Source organism: Sphingorhabdus sp. YGSMI21 (assembly GCF_002776575.1).
In the GTDB taxonomy this organism is placed as follows: Bacteria; Pseudomonadota; Alphaproteobacteria; order Sphingomonadales; family Sphingomonadaceae; genus Parasphingorhabdus.
On record NZ_CP022548.1, the window covers coordinates 3,603,879 to 3,626,021 of the forward strand.

The following is a 22,143-nucleotide window of genomic DNA, read 5'->3' on the forward strand; positions in this document are numbered from 1 at the left end:
GATCAGCTGGCGGCTTTGCGTTTCAACATTTCCGCATAGCCCAGAACCACGACCAGCAAGCCGATCCAGAAGGCGATAGCAAAAGGAAAGTCATTGCCGAAGGCGAACCGCGCCAGCAGCGTTATCGCCAGAACCAGAGGCGTGCCGATAATGACGCCGTTCCAAGCACTCCGGAGGCGGGGCTCCTCGATGCCTCTGCGTCTGCGCTTGCCCAGCCAGATATAGGTGCCGGTGGCGCAGATTGCCGTCAGCGCCGCGCCGAACAATAGATAGGCAAGCTTCACCGGCAGTCCGCCGAAGGTCCCGAAATGCAGCTGATAGGTCGAGGCAGCGGCCTGCTGTCCCCAGTCACCGTCCGCCAGACCGGCCGTATGTTCAAATCTGCCGTCGGCGCTGAACGCGTAATATTCACCGAAGATCAGCCGCCGGTCATGCTCGCCGACGATCTGGACATGCTGGCCCTTGGTCATCGGGTCGTGGAGAATGGCATAGGTCAGGTTCAGTTCGGGATAGGCATCGGCCATATGTTCGAGCGCAGCCGCTACATCGGGGACTGGCGCGGGCCGCGGATCGGCTTCGCCTTCCTCGCCAAAAATTGGCCCGTAAACCGCTTCGACATCCCCCTGATAATCGTCGGCGGCGACAGCATAAGCGGTAATGCTGGCCAGTCCGATGAGCGCGCCAGTCAGCGCGATCGCAACGGAGAAAGGCAAGGTCCAGACGCTCAGGCGATTGTGCCAGTCGGCCAGCCCCACGCCGCTGTCGTTGCGGGCACGCAGGCGAAAGGCGTCGCGAAAGATACGCGGATGGGCAACGACGCCGGTGACCGCGAGCGCCAGCATCATTACGCCCAATATGCCGACGATGGTGATCCCGACCAGCACGGGCAGATTGAGCGTATAATGGAGCTTCACGACAAAATCCGACCAGGCGATCTCTTCAGGTCCGGCAATGCTGCCATCCTGCGCCAGATAGACCGCCTGCATGTCCGTGGTAACCGCCGTGCGCGGCAGTTCCTTGTCCGGAAGGTGGACATAAAGATGGGTCGTGCTCGGCTGGCCTGCCTCGCTGGCGAGAACAGCCTCGACACCGCGCTGCACCGCCTCGGGCGTTATCGACGCCATTTCCGGTGCATTCGGTTGCTCGACCCGTTGCAGTTCCTGATAGAATACCGCAACCGTGCCGGTCAGCGAGACAATATAAAGCAGCGCACCGGCGATCAGACCAATGGCTGCATGGGCGGAGAGAGACTTTTTGACCGTCCCCGGTTCGATGGCGGCGCTCATAGCGGGCTCCCTGTGACGAAAGCCGGAATGGCAGTGGCGATCGGAATGGAAAGAATGACCAGCTGGCGTCTGCGGCTGTCGGTCATCAGGATGAGAAAGGCCAATATCGTCCAGCCGAGCGGCGCCGCGAACAACGCAAGCACATTGGCATTGGCTTCGGCGGCACCCGCCAGCAAGGCGATCCAGCGCGTGGTGATGGCCAGAGCAATGGATGAAATCATCGCGCCGAGCACGACCAGCAGAAAGGTAATCACCCGCCCCCCGAGCCGTAACGGCTCGCCGGCCTCGGGCAGCATCCCTGCCCTGCGGCTGGACGCTTTGCGTCTGGCCGGCGGCGACTTCCAGGCAGCGACGGCAAGCAGGACAAATGCCGCTCCCATCGTCCAGAGCGCCATGACCGTTATGCCCCACGCTCCGGCCAAGGCCGATCCCGCGGCGACGGAAATCGCGAGAAGCAACCAGCCGGCGGCGTTCAGAAGCCGCGAGCGACCCGGTCTCGCCCAGGAAAAGCGCAAGACCAATAGGGCGGCAACCGCGCTTGCCGATCCGGCGGCGAAAAGCATCTCATCCGCCATCAGAAACGGTAGCTTACCGTGCCCATGATATTGCGTTCGCTGCCCACGAAACAATCGCCGCGCGCCAGACAGGCCGAATAATGGCGTTTGTCGAACAGGTTGGTGGCGTTGAGCGCAAAGCTCCAGTTGGCGTAGGTCACTTCCGCCAGCATATCGACCAGCGTGTAGGAGGGTGTCAGAACGCCATCGGGAAAGGCCGGTCCGAACGACCGCTGCTTGCCGACATGGCGCACACCGCCGCCGAGCAGCAGCCTGGTGTCATTGCCCAGCGCGAAGCCCTTGGTCGTCCAGAGCGAGGCGTTGAATTTCGGCACATTGTCGAGCTGGTGCCCCGTACCGTCCACTTCCGCCTCGTTATAGCTGGCGTTTGCGATCACGGTGAATTCGCCGGGCAGGGAAACATTGCCCTCGAATTCGACACCCTTTGACGTCATCGACCCGATCTGGACCTGGTCGAACGGATCGGTCGTACTGTCATCCGAAACCGGCCGGTTGCTTTCCTTGATATGATAGCCGGTGACGGTCATCAGAATATTGTCGGCCGGGTGGAACTTGATCCCCGCCTCGAACTGGCGGCCCGCCTTGGGAATGAAGGCACTCCCGTCGCTGGCAGTTCCGGCGATCGGTTCGAAACTCTCGGTGTAGCTGAAGAAAGGCGAGACGCCTTCGACCAGTTCGGCGATGATGCCGGCGCGGAAGGTCGTGGCCGCATCCTCGCGGGTGGCACCGCCCATGCTCTGCGCGCTCGTCCAGTCGCGCCGGGCACCGAGCACGATGGAGACGCGGTCAAAGAAGCGCATCTGGTTCTGCACGTAAATGCCGAGCTGGTCCTGATCGACATCCTCCGCGACATAGGTCGGTGTCGGAAGCCCGCCGCCGTAATCGGAAAGCGATGCATAATCGATGTCATAGATATCGATCGCCTCGAAACCGAAGCCGCCGGTCTTGTAGACCGAGTTGAAGCTGAAATCGACGCCGGCCAGCAGAGTATGCTCGATATTCGAACCGGTGTTGAAGTTGAACTGGACATTATTGTCGGTCGAGAAGACTTCCATGCGGGCGATGCTGCCGTCGACATAAAGGCCGATTATCCGCTGGTCCGCGTCGAGAAAAGGATTGGTCGGATTGGAATAATTGTTCGGATAATGTGTAAAATACTCCAGATCGCTGTCGATATAGCGCGCCTTGAGGTTGAGCTTGGCGGTGTCGCCGAAGCGATGTTCGAACAGCGCGGTCCCCTGCAACAGGCGGCCGTCATAGCGATCCCAGCCGGGCTTGCCGACAAACAGACTGTTCGGCAGCTGACCGTTGGGATTGGGGAGGATTGTCCCGACCAGCGGCAGGAATTGCGAAGTCGAACCGCTGTCATCTTCCTGGTACAGGCCGATGAACGTTATATCGGTATCGGGGGACGGCTTGAAGGTGATCGAGGGCGAGACCATCACGCGGTCATCCGGCACATAATCGGTTTGGGTGTCGGCGTCGCGTACGCGCGCCACGATCCGGGCGGCAACCGTATCACCGAGCGGACCGGTAAGGTCAACCAGCGCTTCCTTGCGATCAAACGAGCCATAGCGCAGCGACACTTCGCCGCTCGCCTCGAACTCGGGCCGCTTGGATACAAGGTTGACGATCCCGCCGAGCGCACCCTGGCCGAACAGAACCGAGGCCGGACCACGGACCAGCTCAACCTGGTCAAAATTATAAGGATCGGCGCGAATACTGGCATAAAAGCTGTAAATGTCGCGCATGCCGTCGCGGAACTGGAGCGCGGTTATCCCCCGGACGAAGGCACCGTCGACCCGGCTGTCCGGCCCGTAGGGATTGGCTGTTACGCCGGCGACATAGTTGAGAGTGTCGCCGATGCTGATTGCGCCCTGGGCGAGGAAAAGCTCGTCGTCGATCACCGTTATCGGTTGCGGCGTCTGGATAATCGGCGTGTCGGTCTTGGTCGCAGTAAAACCTTCTTCCTGCGCTCCGGTGACGATGATTGTCCGTTGCTCGGCATCCGCGTCTTCACTGGCAGCCAAGGCCGGCAATGGAGCAAGCGCACTCGCGCACAGGATGGCAGATTTCAATAGTCGCATGAATTTCCCTCACATTCCGATAATGCGCCACCTACTATTGAGAATCATTTGCATTTGCAATAAGAATTCTGATTTCGTTTTAAACCTTTGATATCACTATGTATCGTTCAGTTTTGCGAGCGCACCCGCCGCGCGCACGATTGGTAAAAATTCAGCCAGTGCTGTTCAGGATTCGACGATGGTATGCGGCGACCCTACAGGTTGGCGAGCGCGCGTCTGTTCCAGCAGGCACGGCCTGGCCTATCCCCCCGATGAACCGGAGCAGAAACCCGAAGCGGCGCTTGCATATGATCGCGAAGCGCCTAAATTGTGAGCATGAACTCAACAGATCCATTCAAGTCCGGCAATCCCCTGCCGCCCAATACGCCCGACATTCTGGATGCGCGCTTTGCCATTGGCGATGTCGTGCGGCACCGGATCTTCGATTTCCGCGGCGTGATCTATGATATCGATCCGGTCTTCGCCAATAGCGAGGAATGGTACGAGGCGATTCCGAAGGATCTGCAGCCGCCGAGGGACCAGCCCTTCTATCATCTGTTCGCCGAGAACACCGACAGCAGCTATGTTGCCTATGTCAGTCAGCAGAATCTTTTGGCCGATGACAGCGGCGAACCGGTCAGCCATCCCGATGTCGCGCGACTGTTCCAGGCGACCGAAAACGGCAAGTACAAGTTGCATCAGATCCACCGGCACTAGACGGTCCGGCGTCTATTCCGTCGCGATCAGGATTTGATCTTCCAGCCCGATTTCAACAGGAAATAGCAGAGCAGCGTCAGTCCGATATTGATCGCCAGCAGGATCAGCGCGCCCAGCAGTACCGGTGAATCCGCTTCGGCGAGAAAACCATAGCGAAAGCCGGATATCGCGTAGAAGAAGGGGTTCACATGGCTGACGGCCTGAAAAGCCGGCGACAGGCGGTCGATCGAGTAGAATGTTCCCGAAAGCAGCGCCAGCGGCGCGACCACGAAATTGCTGACCGCTGCAGCATGATCGAATTTTTCCGCCCAGATCGATGTCAGCACACCCAGTAGCGAAAGCATCGCGGCACCCATCAGGCCAAACCAGATGACGGCCCACCAGTGGGAAACCCCGACATTGACACCCGGCCAGAAGAACATCGCCAGCCAGACCGCGAAGCCGACCAATATGGCCCGCGTCATCGACGAAGCGACAAGCGCCGCCAGCAATTCTCCGACCGAGAGGGGTGGCGTCAGATAGTCGATGATCGTGCCCTGGATCTTGCCGACCAACATCGAGAAGCTGCTGTTGGCAAAGGCATTTTGCAACATGCCCATGCAGATCAGGCCGGGCGCGATAAAGTCGGCGAAAGGCACGCCCAATACGGTTCTATCGCCGCGGCCCATGGCAACGGTGAAGATGATCAGGAACAACAAGGTCGTGATCGAGGGTGCCCAGATGGTCTGCAGCTGGACTTTGACAAAGCGCCTGACCTCTTTCCAGTAGAGCGCCAGAAATCCGGCCCAGTTGACACCGCGGATGATCGGCGCGCCGGGCTCGGCAAATTGCATCGCATGGACCGGTGAACCGGTCGTCTGATCTTTTTCGGGTTGGTCGAGCATATGCCTATCGCCTATCGGCTCGCCGCGCCAATCACAACCCCATATCGCGCCAATATCGTGGTTGTATATTCACCCTGTCGACCCTATATCGCCCATAACTCAAGATAATTAGGACTTTGCATGGCTTGGACAGACGAGCGTATCGATTCGCTGAAAAATATGTGGGAAAAAGGCCTGACTGCCAGCCAGATCGCGGAAGAACTGGGCGGCGTCAGCCGTAATGCCGTGATCGGCAAGGCGCACCGCCTTGGCCTGAAGTCGCGTCCTTCTCCGGTAAAAGCAAAGCCGGCAGCAAAAAAGGGCGCCAAACCCGCGCCCAAGCCGAAAAAACCGCCGGCAAAGGCCGGTGCGGTTGCCAAGCCGAAGGAAGAGCATGTGGCGCGTCGCGCCATGCCACCACCAACGCCGGCTGCCCGCACCCATGCCGCACAACAGGCCCGTCAGCCCAAGCATGACGGCCCGAAGATTGTTTCCGTCGGCCCCGGCGGCTTCCTGCGTCAGGGTCCCGGCGACCAGCAGGCGCCGATTCCACCGGCACCGCCGCGCCGTCTGGTTCCCGCCAAGCCGAGCGAGGAAATTGCCGACAAGACCAGCCTGCTCGACCTCAATGACAAGATCTGCCGCTGGCCGATCAATCATCCCGGCGAGCCGGACTTCCATTTCTGCGGCGAGGAAGTGAACCCCGGCTTCCCCTATTGCGTCGAACATTGCGGCCGCGCGTTCCAGGCGCAATTGCCGCGCGGTGCCCGTCGCGCACCACCGCCACTGCCGTTCGGCGGCCCGCGGGTTCGCTAGACAACCCGTCAAATTACAAGAATTTTCAACGCACTGGCCAGAGACATCATAAGTCTCTTGCCAGTGTGACTCCTGCGCTCTTATAGGATCGGACATGTCTGATGATCTGTTCGGTTCCAACCCGCCAAGCCAATCCAAATCCGGTGACTATGATGCCTCGGCAATCGAGGTTCTCGAGGGACTGGAACCTGTCCGCAAACGCCCCGGCATGTATATTGGCGGCGTCGACGAGCGGGCGCTCCACCATCTTGCTGCCGAAGTCATTGACAACAGCATGGACGAAGCGGTCGCCGGCCACGCCAGCCGGATAGAGATCACGCTGGATGCCGACAACCGTCTGACGGTCAGCGACAACGGGCGCGGCATCCCGGTCGATCCGCATCCCAAATTCCCGGGCAAATCGGCGCTCGAAGTGATCATGACGACCCTCCACTCGGGCGGAAAATTTTCCGACAAGGCCTATGCGACATCGGGCGGCCTGCACGGCGTCGGCGTTTCCGTCGTCAACGCCCTGTCTTCCGAGACGATCGTCGAAGTGGCGCGGAACAAGACCTTGTATCGCCAGTCCTTTTCCAAAGGCCTCGCGACCTCGACGCTGGACGAAGTCGGCACCACCCAGAACCGGCGTGGCACCAGCATATCGTTCATCCCGGACACCGAAATTTTTGGCGAAGGCAACCGGTTCAAGCCCTCGCGCCTGTTCAAGCTGGCCCGCTCCAAGGCCTATCTCTATGCCGGCGTTGAAATCCGCTGGAAATGCGACGAGAGCCAGGCCAGCGATGATGTCCCCGCCGAAGCGGTCTTCCAGTTTCCCGGCGGCCTGTCCGACCATCTGCGGGAACAGCTTGCCGGGCGCGAATGCGTCACTACCGATTTCTTTGCCGGCAATCAGGACTTCCCCGACAGTCAGGGCCGGGTCGAATGGGCTATCACCTGGCCGATCTGGACCGACGGCAGCTACAGCTGGTATTGCAACACCATTCCGACACCCAATGGCGGCACCCATGAAACCGGTCTGCGTAATGCGCTGGTGCGCGGTCTGCGGGCCTTCGGCGAACTGGTGCAGATCAAGAAGGCATCACAGCTGACGGCCGACGATATTATCTCCGGCGGCGAAATGATGCTGTCGGTGTTCATTCGCGACCCGCAATTCCAGAGCCAGACCAAGGACCGGCTGACCTCTCCGGAAGCTTCGAAGCTGGTCGAGAACGCGATACGCGACCATTTCGACCATTTCCTCACCGACAATATGGATCGCGGCAAGGCTTTGCTCGGTTTCGTTATGGAGCGGATGGACGAGCGGCTGAAGCGCAAGGCCGAACGCGAGGTCAAGCGCAAGACCGCGACGTCGGGACGCAAGGTCCGACTGCCCGGCAAGCTGACCGATTGCTCTATCGGCGATCCGGAAGGCACGGAATTGTTCATCGTCGAAGGCGACAGCGCCGGCGGCTCGGCCAAACAGGCCCGCGAACGCAAGACCCAGGCAATCCTGCCGATCCGCGGCAAGATTCTCAACGTGGCCTCCGCCAATAACGCGAAAATCATGGCCAATAGCGAGATTGCCGACCTGATTCTTGCCCTCGGCTGCGGCACGCGCAAGGACTGCCAGCCCGACAATTTGCGTTACGAACGGATCATCATCATGACCGACGCCGATGTCGACGGCGCCCATATCGCGACCTTGCTGATGACCTTCTTCTTCCAGGAAATGCCGGAACTCGTCCGCCGCGGCCATCTCTATCTGGCCCGTCCGCCGCTCTATCGCATCAGCGCCGGCGGCAAGAGCCATTATGCGCAGGACGACGCGGCCCGCGCGAAAATCGAAAATGGTCCGTTCAAGGGCAAGAAAGTGGACGTCAGCCGGTTCAAGGGCCTCGGCGAAATGAACCCGTCACAGCTGCGGGAAACGACGATGGACCCGGACACGCGGTCGCTGTTCAAGGTCACCCTGCCACAGGAATATGAGCAGCGCGCGGGCGTGAAGGATCTGGTCGACCGGCTGATGGGCAAGAATCCCGAACATAGGTTCAATTTCATCCAGCAAAATGCCGCCAGCCTTGATGAGGATGTAATCGACGCCTAATAGTCGGGAATTGACCGAAAATAGCAGCGGGAGATTATCGTGCGGTTCCTATATGTTTTCGCGCTCTGCCTTCTCCCCGCTTCGCTCGCACACCCGTTAGACGCAGCAATGGCCCAAACACAATCCTCGCTCTCTCCCCAGCTATCCATTCGGGCCAATGATGTGCTGCGCCTGTTGCGGGGCGAGCCTATCGAGACCGTGGTGTTCGACGAGAATTTCCGCAACGCCGTGCCCCCTGCCCGGTTTCGCGCCATCGTACAGCAGGTGACGGAGCAGCACGGGCAGCCGCTTGCAATATCGTCGATCGATGCGCGAAACGCCAATTCAGCGGTTCTCACGGTTCGTTATGCGCGGTCTATCGGAACGGTGAATATCGATCTGGAGACTGGTTCACCGCATCGCATATCGGGGTTGCAACTGACCGGCTTCGAGGCGATCGGCGATAATATCGACGAGGTCGTGGCCGCGATCGATGCCCTGCCCGGGCGTCAGGGTCTGCTGGTACAGGCGCTGGACGAACCCGGCCTACCGCCCGTTGCCGCGCTTGATCCCGACGGCCGCTATGCCATCGCTTCAGCGGTCAAACTCTATATATTGGCAGAACTCGACCGCGCGATACAGGCGGGCGAACGGCAATGGTCAGACGTCGTGGAGCTGGGGCCGAAATCCCATCCCTCGGGGATAAGCCAGGACTGGCCCAACCGGTCCCCTGTCACGCTGCACACGCTGGCGACGCTGATGATCTCGATCAGCGACAATAGCGCCACCGACACATTGATCCGGATCATCGGACAGGACAATCTGGCCGCGATTGTTCGCGTCGCCGGCCATCACAACCCCGACGAACTGCGCCCGCTGCTGATGACGCGTCAGGCCTCGGCCCTGAAAATGCCGGTCCACACGGAGCGGCGGGAACAATATCTGAGCGCCGATCCGGCAGGGCGCGAGAAGCTGCTGGCGAATTTTGACAGCGCCCTGACGCTGGACAGTCTCGATTTCCGGATATTGACCCATCGCCCCAGTTTCATCGATCAGCTGGAATGGTTTGCCACCCCGGCGGACATCGTCAGATTGCTCGACTATCTGCGACGCAACGCGAGCAAAGAAAGCCGGACCATATTGGAGATCAACCCCGGCATCGTTCATGATGCGGCCAAAAAATGGGACTATTTCGGTTATAAGGGCGGATCGGAACCCGGCGTCTTATCCTTCAATTTCCTGTTGCGATCGAAGGCAGGCAAAAATTACGCCGTCGCGGTCAGCTGGAATAACGAAGAGATATCATTGCAGGAAAGCGATCTGCTGGCCCTGACCACGCGCCTGGTCAATCTGCTCGCAGAACAATAGGTAAAAGCCCGGAATTCTAAGCGCTGGCCAGTGCCTCGACCAGCGCTTTCACCTTTTTCTGCCGCCATTGCGGGAGCGGCGCCATCAACCAGTAGCCACGAGAGGACACGCTGTCTTCGCCGATAATCTCGATGCGGCCCGCCGCCAGATCGCGCTGAACCAGCATTTTCGGTACCCAGGCATAGCCGAAACCATTGGCCGCCGCCTCGATCGCAAGACCGCCATCGGCAACGCGCATCAGGGTTTCTTCCCCTTCGGAAATCGGACAGCCCGGCCAGTCGATCTTGTTGCCGCCCTTGAGACCCGGTGCGGCAACCTTCACGAATATGGTATCGCCGAGCATCTTGCCCTCATGCTGTCCCGGCCCGTCGCCCAGCCAGATCGCCACGTCGAGATTGGCCTCGGTAAAATCGATTTCATTGTCCGCCGCGACCAGCGCGAAACTGGTATCCGGATTGTCGGCAGAAAAGGCGGATAATCGCTCGTTGAGCCATTTCTGGGTAAAGTCGCGCGGCGCCGCAATCGTCAGCTTGTGCGACGACTGGCCCGATTGCATGGCGCGGACGGCTTCCTCGAACTGCAGGAAACCGGAGCGCAGGGCATCCAGTCCCGCTGCCGCTTCATCGGTCAGTTCGAGCCCCTTGGGCGTCCGGCGGAACATGACCACGCCCAGCATGTCCTCGAGAGCCCGGATCTGCTGTCCGACCGCCGCCGGCGTTACCGCCAGTTCATCGGCCGCCTTGGTGAAGCTGAGATGCCGTGCCGCGGCATCGAGCACGCGCAGCCCGTTCAATGGCAAATGGGTGCGCTTCATTGCTCGACTGTCGGTTCGGTGAGAGGAAAATGCGGAATGCGGACCTCGAAGGCCGGGGGCGTGCTGCCGACCATGACGAAATGACCTTCCATCGCGCCGTTGGGCGTGGAGAGCGGGCATCCGGATACATAGTCATGCGACTTGCCCGGCTGGATGACCGGTTGTTCGCCGACCACACCGTCGCCGTCGACCATTTGCAATCCACCACGCCCGTCGCTGATCTGCCAGTGGCGCCTCAACAGCTGCACAGCGGTATCGCGATGGTTCTCGATCCGGATATGATAGGCCCAGAACCAGCGGCTGCCGTCGACATCGGACTGTTCCGGCAGGAAGGTCACCGATACGCGTACGGTGACCCCGTCGGTGGTTTCAGCAAAGGGGAAGAACGATTCCATGATCATGATATAGAGTTAAAGCCCCACAGACGAAAGGGCCTGATCCAGATCGCCGATCAAATCGACCGGATCTTCCAGGCCAACATTGATCCGCAGCATGTCTTCGGTGATCCCGATTTCCACTCGCGCCTCTTCGCCCAGCCCGTGATGCGTGGTCGAAGACGGGTGGCACATGAGCGACCGGCTGTCGCCGATATTATTCGAAATATCGATCAAATTCAGCGCGTTAAGAAGAGAGTGCGCACGTTTTCGCCCGCCGCCTACGTAGAGTGAAAAGATCGGTCCCGCGGCCTCCATCTGGCTCATCGCGAGATTATGCTGGGGATGGCTGGGGAGACCGGGGTGCAGGATTTTCTCCACCCGCTGCTCCAGAAACCTGCCCACTTCGAGCGCGTTATTACTCTGCCGCCGGATACGCAGGTCAAGCGTTTCGAGCCCTTTGAGCACCACCCAGGCATTGAATGCGCTCAACGTCGGACCGGTATTGCGCGTGAAAGCGAGCAACGGGCCTTCGATAAATTCTTCCGTGCCGCAGACCGCACCGGCGAGGACCCGCCCCTGCCCGTCCATCATCTTGGTGGCGCTATAGGCGACCACATCGGCGCCATAGTCCATTGGCCGCTGCAGCACATTGGTGGCAAAGGCATTGTCGACGACGCTGGTGATGCCCTTGGCCCGCGCCAGATCGCAGACGCTGCGGATATCGATCACATCCATCGTCGGATTAGCCGGCGTCTCGAAGAAAAAGACCTTGGTTTTCGGCGTGATCGCCTTTTCCCAATTTTCGATATCGCGGCCGTCCACCACGGTCGTGTCGATCCCGAATTTGGGCAGCAGGCTGTCGGTCAGCCAGCGGCAGGAGCCGAACAGCGCGCGGCTGGCAACGACATGGTCGCCCGCTTCCAGCTGACAGAGCAAGGCGGCGGTCATCGCCGCCATGCCCGATGCTGTCGCGCGGCAGGCTTCCGCGCCTTCCATGATCGCTATCCGCTCTTCGAGCATCTGCACCGTCGGATTTTGCAGGCGGCTGTAGGTCATGCCCGCCTGCTCGCCGTTGAAACGGGCGGCGGCATCCTCCGCACAGTCATAGGTATAGCCCGATGTCAGGAACAAAGCTTCGGATGTTTCACCAAATTCACTGCGCATCGTGCCGCTGCGGATCGCTTGCGTCGCCGGACGCCAGTTCTTGGTAACGTCGCGGTTCTGGCCGGTATTTCTTTTCATGCTTCTATCCTAGCCGTCCGTCAGTTGCGCGACAATAGCATCGCCGATTTCCGTGGTTGAAGCACTGCCACCGAGATCATGGCCCAGAACCCCTTGTGCGAGCACGGCGGCAACGGCCGCTTCGATGCGGCTGGCTTCCGCTTCCATGCCGAAACTGTGCCGCAGCATCATCGCCGCGGACAATATCATCGCCGAGGGATTGGCAATGCCCTGCCCGGCAATATCCGGCGCGCTGCCGTGGATCGGCTCATATAATCCCTTGGTACCCTCGCCCAGCGAAGCGGATGCGAGGAGGCCGATCGAGCCGACGCACATGCTGGCCTGATCGGAAAGAATGTCCCCGAACAGATTGCCGGTTACAACCACGTCAAACTGGCCCGGATTGCGCACCAGCTGCATCGCCGCGTTATCGACATACATGTGGCTAAGCTCAACCTCTGGATATTCGGCCGACAGTTCGATCATCACGTCGCGCCACAATTGCGAAGTTTCCAGCACATTGGCCTTGTCGACCGAACAGAGCCGCTTGCCGCGGCCCATGGCGGTCTTGAACGCAACATGGCCGATGCGGCGCACTTCGCTCTCGTCATAGGACATGATGTCATAGCCTTCGCGCAGGCCGTCGGCGGTTGTGCGCATGCCCTTTTCGCCGAAATAGACATCGCCGTTGAGTTCGCGGACGATCACCACATCGATGGTGCGCGCGATTTCCGGCTTGAGACCGGAAGCGTCTTCCATACCGGGAAACATTTTCGCGGGGCGCAGATTGGCAAAGGTCTGCATTTCCTTGCGCAGGCCGAGCACCGCTTGCTCGGGGCGCAAATGCCGCTCCAGATTGTCGCAAGAGGGATCACCGACCGCGCCGAACAGAACGGCATCGGCCTCTTTCGCCAGCTCGACGGTTTCCGGCGGCAGCGGATGGCCGTGGTTGCGATAGGCAACGCCGCCGACATCGGCATGATCGAGACAGAGATTCGGCAAATCCAGTGCCACCAGCACGCGCAGCGCCTCGACCATGATTTCCTGACCAATGCCGTCTCCGGCGAGCGCTGCGATATGCATGAGAGTTCCTTCCTGTAAGCGCGCCGTTCCTGCCGAGAAACGCGCGGTTAGGCAACCACCCTTTTCAACCGATCGACCAATACCGACCGTGCCGCCATCACGTCCTTGCGGCGGTCATCGAAAAAATGGCGTTTGAGGAAAAATCCGGTGACGCGCAGGCCGTCAAATATATCCTCCCATTCAGGTGTGACCGGTTCCTTCAGAAAGGCCGGAAGCGGCAACAGACGCTCCTTATATTCCTGACCCGCAAAAGCGCTGACCGCCGTGGCACTCTTCGGGCTGATATAGACCAGATCCTCCTGCGAGCCCGTCACCGCACATTTGTCCAGCGTCAGGCCAAAGCCCAGTTCCGACAGCAGCAGCAGTTCGTAGCGCACCAGGGCGACCGCCCAGCCCTTGGCCGACGGAGCGCCGCAGATCGCGTCAAGCAGCGCGGACAAAGCCGAATGGAGATGCGGATAGCTATGCTCTTCCGGCAGGATTGCGGCGGTCAGCGCCGTCACCCAGTCGAGCGCCGCGCTGGCCAGCGGTTCGCCCAGAAACGGACCGCGGCTCAGTTGCAGCTCCGCCGTCATAGACGCCAGCTGATCCTCGGTCCGCGACCGATAGTCTGCCTGCACGATATTGGAAGGGATCAGAACCGGTCGCATCGTCCGCGAATGCGCCCCCCGCACATAGCCGGACATCAGGCCGTTTTCCGCGGTAAGCGCCCTGACGACTGCGCCATGTTCGCCATGGGAGCGGACCGAACAGATAATGGCCTCTTTACAGCGGATTTGCATGTCTCCCCAGTAGACCAAAATGGCCCGGTACGGAAAAACAATATGCGCTCTGCCGATAATCAGGGGTTCAGAGCAGCCCAGGTCAGCGGGCCGACAATACCATCGCCGACCAGATCATGGTCGCGCTGATACTGACGGACCGCCGCTTCGGTCAGCGGACCGAAAATACCGTCCGCTTTCAGCTCCAGCTTGGTCTGCAATTGCTCGACCCACACGCCGCGCGCACCACGCCGCAAGGTTGGACGCTGCGCCTGGTCCATGGCCGGGATCATCGGCCGCCCCGCAAATCTTCCATCGATGGCCAAGCCGACATTGCGGCGGAAATCATCCATATCGATGCTGTGGGGATCGACCTTTCGGCCGGAGGGAAGCGCCCATTCGCGGTGGGAACAGCATCGTTCGGGCGGCAGGTTCAAATAGCCGAACAGCGCCGCGACACCCCGGATATAGGCATCAATCTGCTCATCCGGCCATTTTTCACGGGCCGGATCGCCGACATTTTCCGCTTCGATCCCGATGAAACCGCTGCCGCCATTGGTAAAGCCTTTCCAGCGACCGTGACCCGCGTGGTTCGCGCTGCCCGCGGCGATCAGATAATAGGTCCCGTCCCGGCCAAGCCCCAGATGGCATAGCGGCCCCTTCAGGTCTGACCGCCCGTCCACCAACACCCGGAGGGACGGCATGTTTCCGTTCCGCGCACCCGCCGTATGATGACAGATTACACCCCGAACCTGCCGCATATTGCCACGGCCGTGATCGATCCAGCCGGGAGTCTCGGCGACCTTGAGGCCGGCCTGCCGGAGGACACGCGGCATCCATGTCAGTTGATAGGCCATTTCAATCCTCCCCGTTGTCGGCTTTGGTTGCGATATCTTCCACCACGCCGCCGATGGCCGTGGGCAGTTCCACGTCATCGGTCACAGGCTCCTCCTGGCCGGAGTTCACCGGTCGGTCACAACAACCGTCGATAAACTCCCCGTCTACTTCGTCCTGCTCCTCGACTGCTTGATTGGCACCGCCGACAGCTCCGGGTGCTGACCCACTCGGTGGCGGCAAAGGGAAATTGCCGCGATATGGCGAGTTTTCATCGCGCGAAACGCCACCTGCAACTGCCGTACCAGCGAGCGCACTGGTCTCTGCTGAGCTCTCCATTTTGCCCTTCAGCTGGCCCAGCATGTCGGGAACAAAGCGTTCGAAAAACCCTGCAACAATGCCCAGCACCAGCACCTCAGGCCATCCCAGATCGCGATCGAATGTCACACCGACCACATCGAGCTGCATATATTTCAGAAAGACCAGATCGATCAATATGACCGCTGAGATGGCGCCCACCAGCACCCGCAACCCGCCGTCGATAAGATTGTCTCGCAAGACGGTTGCCGAACGGATTTTGCGGCTGCGCACGGCGATCGCAATCGAGAAAAACGCGCCGACGCCGCCCACCGCAAAGGCGATCCACAACAGGTAGATCGGCTCATTGCGGTCGATATCGTCGATGAACAAGGGGGATGTCGCAATCCACGACAGGGCGATCACCGCCAGTAGGATTACGAAGGTGCTGAGCAGATAATATAGACGGGCCGAGGAATCTTTCTGATCGACCAGCCTTGCGTGCAGCCGGGTCAGGCGAAGCAGCGCGATTTCCTTCTGTCCCTGCAGGGCGATTTGCAGTGCAAAGGCAAGATGCCGCCGAATATCGGTGACAATATTCTGCCCCTCGGCATCCCCCTGACGCAGCAGATCGCACACCAGCTCTTCGATTTTTCCGCGCATGTCATTGACCGCCACGAGACACAGTCGTTGCTCCACGCCAAGATCTTCTGCGTCGGCGAAATGCACCATCACATGCGCGCCAGCACAATAAATCGCGTAAATTCCGGACACCTTGGCGTAAACCGCGGTAACCGGATTGCCTGCGGAATCGAGCTCGCCAACCTTGATTGCATCGACCATCATACCTGCCATGGAAACCTCCGGGTCTATTCGGCTCCGATGATAGGAATGGCCTCCGCAAGAGGCTCGTGACGGGCGTCACGGTCCGTCAGAAAGGTCGATTTTTTAACGGCGAAATAATTTAGCCGTGGAAATAGTCGTAGATTTTCTGCGCTACGGTTGCCGACACCCCGGGCGCGCCCTGCAGATCGTCGAGCGAGGCGTTTTTCACTGCACGTGCCGTGCCGAAATGCAGCAGCAGCGCCTTTTTCCGGGCCGGACCGATGCCGGGCACATCATCCAGCGAACTGTGCCCGACCGACTTTGCCCGTCTGGTGCGGTGCGCTCCGATAGCGAAGCGATGGGCCTCGTCGCGCAGACGCTGGAGATAGAAGAGCACGGGACTGTTCATCGGCAGGTTGATCTGGCGACCGTCGGGGAGATGGAAGGTTTCCCGTCCGGCATTGCGGTCGGGGCCTTTCGAGACGCCGATCATCACGACATCCTCCACACCGATTTCGGCCAGCGCCTGGCGCGCGGCACTCATCTGTCCCTTGCCCCCGTCAATCAGCACCAGATCGGGCCACTCGCCCTTGTCGCGGTCAGGATCTTCCTTCTGAGCGCGGGAGAAACGCCGTTCGAGCACTTCGCGCATCATGGCGAAATCGTCGCCCGGCGCGATGTCGGGATTTTTGATATTGAACTTGCGATAGGCGTTCTTGCGAAAACCCTCGGGGCCGGCAACGACCATGCCGCCGACCATATTGGTGCCCTGGATATGGCTGTTGTCATAGATTTCGATGCGATCCGGCACCGCCTCCAGTTCCAGCAAGTCCACCATTTCGCGCATGATCTTGGCCTGGGTCGAGGTTTCCGCAAGGCGCCGGTCCAGCGCTTCTTCCGCGTTGCGGCTGGCCTGTTCCAGCAATTTGCGCCGATCGCCGCGCTGCGGCTTCGAAACGCTGACCTTATAGTCAGCCCTGGTGCCTAGCGCTTCCGCCAGCAGTTCCGCGTCCGGCAATTCGCGGTCGAGCAGCACCAGCTTGGGCGGCGGCATCTGGTCATAAAATTGCATCAGGAAGCTGGAGAAGACTTCCTCTATCTCGACATTGGTCGTGTGCGCGGGGAAAAAGCTGCGGTGGCCCCAATTCTGGCCACCGCGGATGAAAAACGCCTGGATGCAGACGGTCGATCCCTTGGCGGCCAGCGCAAAAATATCGGCATCGGGCAGGCCCGCGGCATTGATTGCCTGACTGCCCTGGATGAAGGTCAGCGCGCGCAGGCGATCACGATAGACCGCCGCCATTTCGAAATCGAGGCTCTCGGAAGCCTTCTCCATCGCCCCGCCCAGCTTTTGCTGCACCTCGGTAGATTTGCCGGAGAGAAAATCGCGCGCATCCTTGACCAGTTCGGCATAGTCTTCCTTGCTGACCCGGTCGACGCACGGCGCCGAACAACGCTTGATCTGATAGAGCAGACAGGGCCGCGACCGGTTGTTGAAGAAACTGTCGGTGCAGCTGCGGAGCAGGAACAGCTTCTGCAGCGCGTTGATCGTCCGGTTGACCGATCCGGCGCTGGCGAAAGGCCCGAAATATTGTCCCTTGGCCCGCTGCGCGCCGCGATGCTTGGTGATCCGCGGAAAATCATGATCGTCGCGCAACAGGATGAAGGGAAAGCTCTTATCATCGCGCAACAGGACATTGTAAGCCGGGCGGAATTTCTTGATCAGCTGCGCTTCGAGCAGCAAGGCCTCGGCTTCGCTGCCGGTGGTGACAATGGTCATCGATCGGGTTTGCGCGACCATCCGCATCAAGCGCTGCGGCAGCCGGTTCATCTGGACATAGGCACCGACGCGGGCCTTTAGCGAGCGCGCCTTGCCGACATAGAGCACGTCGCCGCGCCGGTCCTGCATCCGGTAAACACCAGGCCGTGTGGGAAGCGTATTCAGGACCTCACGGATCGCCGCCATCCCGGCTTCGAGATCGGGCGTATCCCCTTCCCCGCGCACCGCATAGGTGGCCTTGTCCTCGTTAAATCGGGACGCGGCATTGGGATGATCGGGACGGTCGGCTTTGGACATGGAGCTTATCTAAGCGTGCATGGAGTGCAATGCCAGAATCAATCGCTCCGGTATCCCCGCAAGAACGGGAAACCGGAGCAATGATGTGAAATCAGTTTCGAAAACCGGGTTTTCGTCTGAACGGCGGCGATTTGCCCTAGTTCAGCGTCTTGCCGATATCGCCAATGGCCTTGTCTACCAGAGCCTTGTCCGCAGCGGCATCGTGGCGCGCAGCAATCATGGCTTCGGCGGCCTGGGTTGCTGCGGTCGCTGCCTTGGCGCGAACCTCGGCGATGGCCGAACGTTCCGCCGCACCGATTTTTTCTTCTGCCATTTTCTTCCGGCGGGCGATCAGGGCCTTGGTGTCGACCTCTGCCTGCTTGACCAGGATCGCGGCTTCTTTTTCAGCACTATCCATCAACGCTTCGGCTTCTGCCTGCGCACCAGCGGTCTTGGCTTCATATTCGGCCTTCAGAGCCTCGGCTTCCTTGCGGAGATTGGCCGCTTCGTCGAGGGTCTTCTTGATCTCGGCAATCTTGTTGTCGAGCATGCCGCCGACGATCTTGGGAACCTTCGTCCACAACATGATCGCAAATACGATCAGAACGCCAACTGCAACCCAGAATGTCGGATCCTGCAGCGGGCCGACAGCCCCTGCGCCTTCTGCCAAAATCGTCAATAGCATATTCTATCTCCTTCAGCAGGCGCTCAGAAAGCCGCCTTGACCGCCTTTTTTGCGTCCGTTGCCGTAACCTTGGCACCCGATACCGTCTTGACGATAGCCTGGGCGGCATCTGCCGCAACGGCTTCAATTTCTTTCAGCGCTTTGCTTTGCGCCTCTTTCAGGGCCGCGTCCGCTTCGTCCGCCTTTTTCGCGATAGCGGTGTCGGCCCGTTTGATCGCCGCCTCGTTTTTCTTGGCGATCTTGGCTTTGGCATCGCTGACCTTGCCAACCGCATCAGCCCGAGCATTGTTAATGCTCACACGATAATCGGCTTCGATCTGCTCGGCCTTGTCCTGCCCGGCCTGCGCCGCAGCGAGGTCGTCGGAAATCCGCTTTTGACGGTCATCCACGGTCTTGCTGATCTTCGGCACCATATTCTTGGCGATGCCAAAATAGATGATACCAATGACGATCAGCAACCAGAAAAACTGGCTGCCGTAAACTTCCATAAGCTGACTAATTTGAGGCATTATTCACCCGATGTTTCGAGACGCAAATAGGCGATTTTGGGGCGGGCCGGACTTGCCGGCCCGCCGTCAAATCATTCAGCTGCTTCAGCTACCGGTGCTTCTTCAGCTACTGGCGCTTCAACGGCAGCTGCTTCGACAACAACAGCTTCAACCGGCGTAGCCGCTGGCGGAGCGTACAGAATCATCATGGCAACAGCGAAGGCGATCAGGCCGAGCAATTCAGCAGCAGCAAAGCCGATGAACAGACGTCCCTGCTGGCCGTCAGCCGCAGATGGGTTGCGCAGAGCGCCTTCGAGGAAGGATGCGAAAACATTACCAACACCGGATGCAGCAACACCGATACCGATTGCAGCGATACCAGCGCCGATTACTTGTGCAGAAGCGAGATCCATTTTTTAAACTCCGTATTGAAAAATTAGGATTGAAAGTGACTTAGTGAAGATTTTCCGCATCGCTGATGTACAGAGATGTCAGAAGAGCGAAAACATAGGCCTGAATGGCGCATACCAGAAGTTCCAGTGCGCTGACAAATGCGATGAAGAGAATGCTCAGCAACGCAATGCCCCAGGAGGCGCCGCCCGCATCGATGGCCTGGACCACGAAGCTTGCGAACACCTTGATCAGGATATGCCCGGCGATCATCGCAACGAACAACCGCAGCGCGAGGCTGAACGGACGAACGAGGAAGGACAGAAGCTCTACCGAGAAAATCAACGGCATCATCCACACCGGCGTACCGTGCGGAATGAAAAGACTGAAAAACTTGAAGCCGTGCTTCCAGAAACCGACAATCAGCACGATCGAGAAGCTGATCGCGGCGAGCAGGCCGGTAACGGTGAACTGGCTGGTGATGGTAAACGGATGAATGCCCGGAATGATCCCGAACGGCATCATGCCGAGCAGGTTCGAAAACAGGATGAACATGAACAGGGTGAAGACCCATGGCGTATATTTCTTGCCATTGGGGCCGATGCTGTTGGCGATGATATTGTCGATGAATCCGACAACGCCCTCAACCATGACCTGCCAGCGGCCGGGAACCAGCTCGCGCTTCATTCCGCCCATCATGAAAACATAAAGCAGCACAAGGACGACGAACATCCAAAGCGCGCTGTTAGTGAAATCAATCTGCTGACCGAATAGAGTGAAGCCATCAAAGATGGGCTGCACTTCAAATTGGTGCATAGGATCAATTTTGCCTTCGGTAGCCACTAATCAAACCCCTGATCGTCAATCGTCATCATCTGGTAACGCCGTACCGATGTCATCCACCGGCTGGCTCGAAATCACATAAATTTTCCTGAACGCCACTCCCACTCCGAGGAAGAAGAACAGCAACAGGAACAATGGCGTCGTTCCCAACCAGGTGTCAAAAGCCCACCCGAGAAGAAAACCGGCAGCCACGCCTCCAATCAGATAGCTTAGCACCCTTGCGCCGAGCCGCTGACTTTCGTCTGGCCCTTTGTTCCGGTGCCCTGCTTTGATCCGCTCTCTGCTTTGTGCAGTTTCCAGTCGCTCTTCCAGCGACGAAACCCGCACATCCTCTTCGAGTGGATCCCGATCAGATTCGCTTGCTGCCATTATCACCCCTTCAAATGCCCCAAAGAGCGCTAAAAAGAGCCATATACAACAGCAGGCCGACCCGCCAAGGCGCGGTCCGTTTAGGAAAGCAACGTGCCCAAGTCAACAGCAATGCTGCGACGCAGAAACTTGGCTGTTTTCAAGGCCGGATATTCGTCCGATCCGGACCGGAAAACCAGTCTGCAGCGGGCGGATTGACCGTTTTCTTCCGGTCGTCGCCTTCGGTTCACATCCCCGACAATCCGCTGGAATATGGCCAGGGCGCGAATCCCTTTTCTGGCTCCATTCAGTTTTCTCGCCTTTCCGGCGGCACTATATGCTAGCGCTGGCATGATGCGAAAGCCGGGGAATATATGTGACTTTTGATCTGAAGAATCTCGACCTGTTCGTGCGCGTGGCAGCGCTCGGGGCGATCGGCAAAGCCGGCGCCGAATTCAATCTTTCGCCGACCAACGCGACCCAGAGAATCCAGGCGCTCGAGAGTGATCTCGGCGTCAAGCTGCTCAACCGGACGACCCGCTCGATATCACTGACGCCCGATGGCGAGGTTTTCGTCGACCATGCCAAACGCATCCTCGACGCCGCCGAAGAGGCACGGCAAGTGCTGTCCCAATCGACAAATTCGGCATCCGGCCTGCTCAGGGTCACCGCCTCGGCAACATTCGGGCGAGCGCATATCGTGCCCTTTCTCTCGGAATTTCTCGAACGGCATCCCGATGTCACGCTCGACCTCAATCTGACCGATGCAGTAGTTGATATTGTCGAACAGGGCTATGAACTGGCGTTCCGGATCGGCGAACTCGCCCCTTCTTCCCTGCTGGCCCAGAAAATCGATGCCAATCCGGAATGGCTGGTTGCCTCGCCAGCCTATCTGGAGCGCGCCGGACGACCGCAAAAACCGTCCGACCTTGCCGATCACGCCTGCCTACCACTCGGCAATATGCGCCACTGGCAGCTGACCGGACCGGACGGCAAAATTCACGACATAGCGGCCACTGGCCCGGTCACGGTCAACCACGGCGAAGCGATGAGCGTGCTGGTCCGCGCCGGAGTCGGCATCGGCATGGCGGCGCTCTGGCATGTCGGCCCCGACATCCGGTCGGGTCGCCTGGTCCACGTTCTGCCCGACTATAAGGTCACCCGCGAAACCAACATCTGGGCCGTGCGACCACCCGGCCGGGTGATGCCGGCCCGGGTAAAGGCCTTTCTCGATTTCATGCAGCGGCGGATCATCGAGACAAATGGCCAGCGCTATGGCGGGCTGGCCTGAGCTTTTATTTTGAAATTCAAAATAATCTATTTCAAAATCAGGAGATAGAACCGATAATCGGAACTGTTATGTTGTGC

Annotated in this window: 21 protein-coding genes and 1 pseudogene; 5 read left to right on the forward strand and 17 right to left on the reverse strand. The window is 59.4% G+C overall.

Annotation, left to right across the window (positions count from 1 at the left end; all coding sequences use genetic code 11):
- Positions 1-2 precede the first annotated feature (2 nt).
- Genes CHN51_RS17230 through CHN51_RS17240 form a run of 3 tightly spaced genes read right to left on the reverse strand, consistent with a single transcriptional unit; the run spans position 3 to position 3,948 of the window.
- The gene (locus CHN51_RS17230) at positions 3-1,286 is read right to left on the reverse strand and encodes a PepSY-associated TM helix domain-containing protein (RefSeq protein WP_100095114.1); all 1,284 of its coding nucleotides are present in this window, start codon (positions 1,284-1,286) and stop codon (positions 3-5) included.
- The gene (locus tag CHN51_RS17235; RefSeq protein ID WP_123906352.1) at positions 1,283-1,849 is read right to left on the reverse strand and encodes a hypothetical protein; all 567 of its coding nucleotides are present in this window, start codon (positions 1,847-1,849) and stop codon (positions 1,283-1,285) included. The genes CHN51_RS17230 and CHN51_RS17235 overlap by 4 nt, the downstream gene beginning before the upstream one ends.
- An 11-nt stretch (positions 1,850-1,860) precedes the next feature.
- Complete coding sequence (locus CHN51_RS17240; protein ID WP_100095116.1) at positions 1,861-3,948, reverse strand: TonB-dependent siderophore receptor; 2,088 nt, start codon at positions 3,946-3,948, stop codon at positions 1,861-1,863.
- Positions 3,949-4,263: 315 nt separating this feature from the next.
- On the opposite strand from CHN51_RS17240, the gene hspQ reads away from it, so the two are divergent.
- The gene (gene hspQ, locus CHN51_RS17245) at positions 4,264-4,644 is read left to right on the forward strand and encodes a heat shock protein HspQ (RefSeq protein WP_100095117.1); all 381 of its coding nucleotides are present in this window, start codon (positions 4,264-4,266) and stop codon (positions 4,642-4,644) included.
- A gap of 26 nt (positions 4,645-4,670) precedes the next feature.
- Here the strand turns inward: hspQ and CHN51_RS17250 are convergent, their stop codons facing one another.
- On the reverse strand, positions 4,671-5,528 hold the full coding sequence (locus CHN51_RS17250; protein ID WP_100095118.1) for an ABC transporter permease: 858 nt from the start codon (positions 5,526-5,528) through the stop codon (positions 4,671-4,673).
- A gap of 120 nt (positions 5,529-5,648) precedes the next feature.
- On the opposite strand from CHN51_RS17250, the gene CHN51_RS17255 reads away from it, so the two are divergent.
- The 3 genes from CHN51_RS17255 to CHN51_RS17265 all read left to right on the forward strand — a co-directional run bounded on the left by CHN51_RS17255 (position 5,649) and on the right by CHN51_RS17265 (position 9,753).
- The gene (locus CHN51_RS17255) at positions 5,649-6,323 is read left to right on the forward strand and encodes a GcrA family cell cycle regulator (protein WP_100095119.1); all 675 of its coding nucleotides are present in this window, start codon (positions 5,649-5,651) and stop codon (positions 6,321-6,323) included.
- 94 nt (positions 6,324-6,417) lie between these two features.
- Positions 6,418-8,406: a DNA topoisomerase IV subunit B gene (gene parE, locus CHN51_RS17260; RefSeq protein ID WP_100095120.1), complete on the forward strand. Its 1,989-nt coding sequence runs from the start codon at positions 6,418-6,420 to the stop codon at positions 8,404-8,406.
- Between the two features lie 108 nt (positions 8,407-8,514).
- Positions 8,515-9,753: a serine hydrolase gene (locus CHN51_RS17265; protein ID WP_100095121.1), complete on the forward strand. Its 1,239-nt coding sequence runs from the start codon at positions 8,515-8,517 to the stop codon at positions 9,751-9,753.
- Positions 9,754-9,769: 16 nt separating this feature from the next.
- Here the strand turns inward: CHN51_RS17265 and CHN51_RS17270 are convergent, their stop codons facing one another.
- The 13 genes and pseudogenes from CHN51_RS17270 to CHN51_RS17330 all read right to left on the reverse strand — a co-directional run bounded on the left by CHN51_RS17270 (position 9,770) and on the right by CHN51_RS17330 (position 20,796).
- The gene (locus CHN51_RS17270; RefSeq protein ID WP_100095122.1) at positions 9,770-10,567 is read right to left on the reverse strand and encodes a LysR family transcriptional regulator; all 798 of its coding nucleotides are present in this window, start codon (positions 10,565-10,567) and stop codon (positions 9,770-9,772) included.
- Positions 10,564-10,962, reverse strand: a complete 399-nt coding sequence (gene apaG, locus CHN51_RS17275) for a Co2+/Mg2+ efflux protein ApaG (protein WP_100095731.1) — start codon at positions 10,960-10,962, stop codon at positions 10,564-10,566. Before apaG ends, CHN51_RS17270 begins: the two co-directional genes overlap by 4 nt.
- A 15-nt stretch (positions 10,963-10,977) precedes the next feature.
- The gene (locus CHN51_RS17280; protein WP_100095123.1) at positions 10,978-12,186 is read right to left on the reverse strand and encodes an aminotransferase class I/II-fold pyridoxal phosphate-dependent enzyme; all 1,209 of its coding nucleotides are present in this window, start codon (positions 12,184-12,186) and stop codon (positions 10,978-10,980) included.
- A gap of 9 nt (positions 12,187-12,195) precedes the next feature.
- Positions 12,196-13,248 (reverse strand): 3-isopropylmalate dehydrogenase, encoded by a 1,053-nt coding sequence (gene leuB / locus CHN51_RS17285; protein WP_100095124.1) that lies wholly within the window; start codon positions 13,246-13,248, stop codon positions 12,196-12,198.
- 47 nt (positions 13,249-13,295) lie between these two features.
- Entirely contained in the window at positions 13,296-14,030 is a 735-nt protein-coding gene (recO, locus tag CHN51_RS17290; protein WP_100095125.1) for a DNA repair protein RecO, read from the reverse strand.
- 59 nt (positions 14,031-14,089) lie between these two features.
- On the reverse strand, positions 14,090-14,866 hold the full coding sequence (locus CHN51_RS17295) for an N-acetylmuramoyl-L-alanine amidase (protein ID WP_100095126.1): 777 nt from the start codon (positions 14,864-14,866) through the stop codon (positions 14,090-14,092).
- A gap of 1 nt (position 14,867) precedes the next feature.
- Positions 14,868-15,995 (reverse strand): hypothetical protein, encoded by a 1,128-nt coding sequence (locus tag CHN51_RS17300; RefSeq protein WP_100095127.1) that lies wholly within the window; start codon positions 15,993-15,995, stop codon positions 14,868-14,870.
- Positions 15,996-16,104: 109 nt separating this feature from the next.
- The gene (uvrC, locus tag CHN51_RS17305; protein ID WP_100095128.1) at positions 16,105-18,042 is read right to left on the reverse strand and encodes an excinuclease ABC subunit UvrC; all 1,938 of its coding nucleotides are present in this window, start codon (positions 18,040-18,042) and stop codon (positions 16,105-16,107) included.
- A 136-nt stretch (positions 18,043-18,178) separates the two neighbouring features.
- The gene (locus CHN51_RS17310; protein WP_100095129.1) at positions 18,179-18,706 is read right to left on the reverse strand and encodes a F0F1 ATP synthase subunit B; all 528 of its coding nucleotides are present in this window, start codon (positions 18,704-18,706) and stop codon (positions 18,179-18,181) included.
- 23 nt (positions 18,707-18,729) lie between these two features.
- Positions 18,730-19,215 (reverse strand): ATPase, encoded by a 486-nt coding sequence (locus CHN51_RS17315; protein WP_100095130.1) that lies wholly within the window; start codon positions 19,213-19,215, stop codon positions 18,730-18,732.
- 173 nt (positions 19,216-19,388) lie between these two features.
- A pseudogene (locus CHN51_RS17320) lies at positions 19,389-19,607 on the reverse strand (F0F1 ATP synthase subunit C); the annotation flags it as partial.
- A 40-nt stretch (positions 19,608-19,647) separates the two neighbouring features.
- The gene (locus CHN51_RS17325; protein WP_100095132.1) at positions 19,648-20,400 is read right to left on the reverse strand and encodes a F0F1 ATP synthase subunit A; all 753 of its coding nucleotides are present in this window, start codon (positions 20,398-20,400) and stop codon (positions 19,648-19,650) included.
- Between the two features lie 45 nt (positions 20,401-20,445).
- Positions 20,446-20,796 carry an AtpZ/AtpI family protein gene (locus tag CHN51_RS17330; RefSeq protein WP_100095133.1) on the reverse strand — a complete coding sequence of 117 codons (351 nt, stop codon included), beginning with the start codon at positions 20,794-20,796 and terminating at the stop codon, positions 20,446-20,448.
- A gap of 355 nt (positions 20,797-21,151) precedes the next feature.
- Here CHN51_RS17330 and CHN51_RS17335 point away from each other — a divergent pair, with 355 nt between their 5' ends.
- Positions 21,152-22,066 carry a LysR family transcriptional regulator gene (locus CHN51_RS17335; protein ID WP_100095134.1) on the forward strand — a complete coding sequence of 305 codons (915 nt, stop codon included), beginning with the start codon at positions 21,152-21,154 and terminating at the stop codon, positions 22,064-22,066.
- Positions 22,067-22,143: the final 77 nt, after the last annotated feature.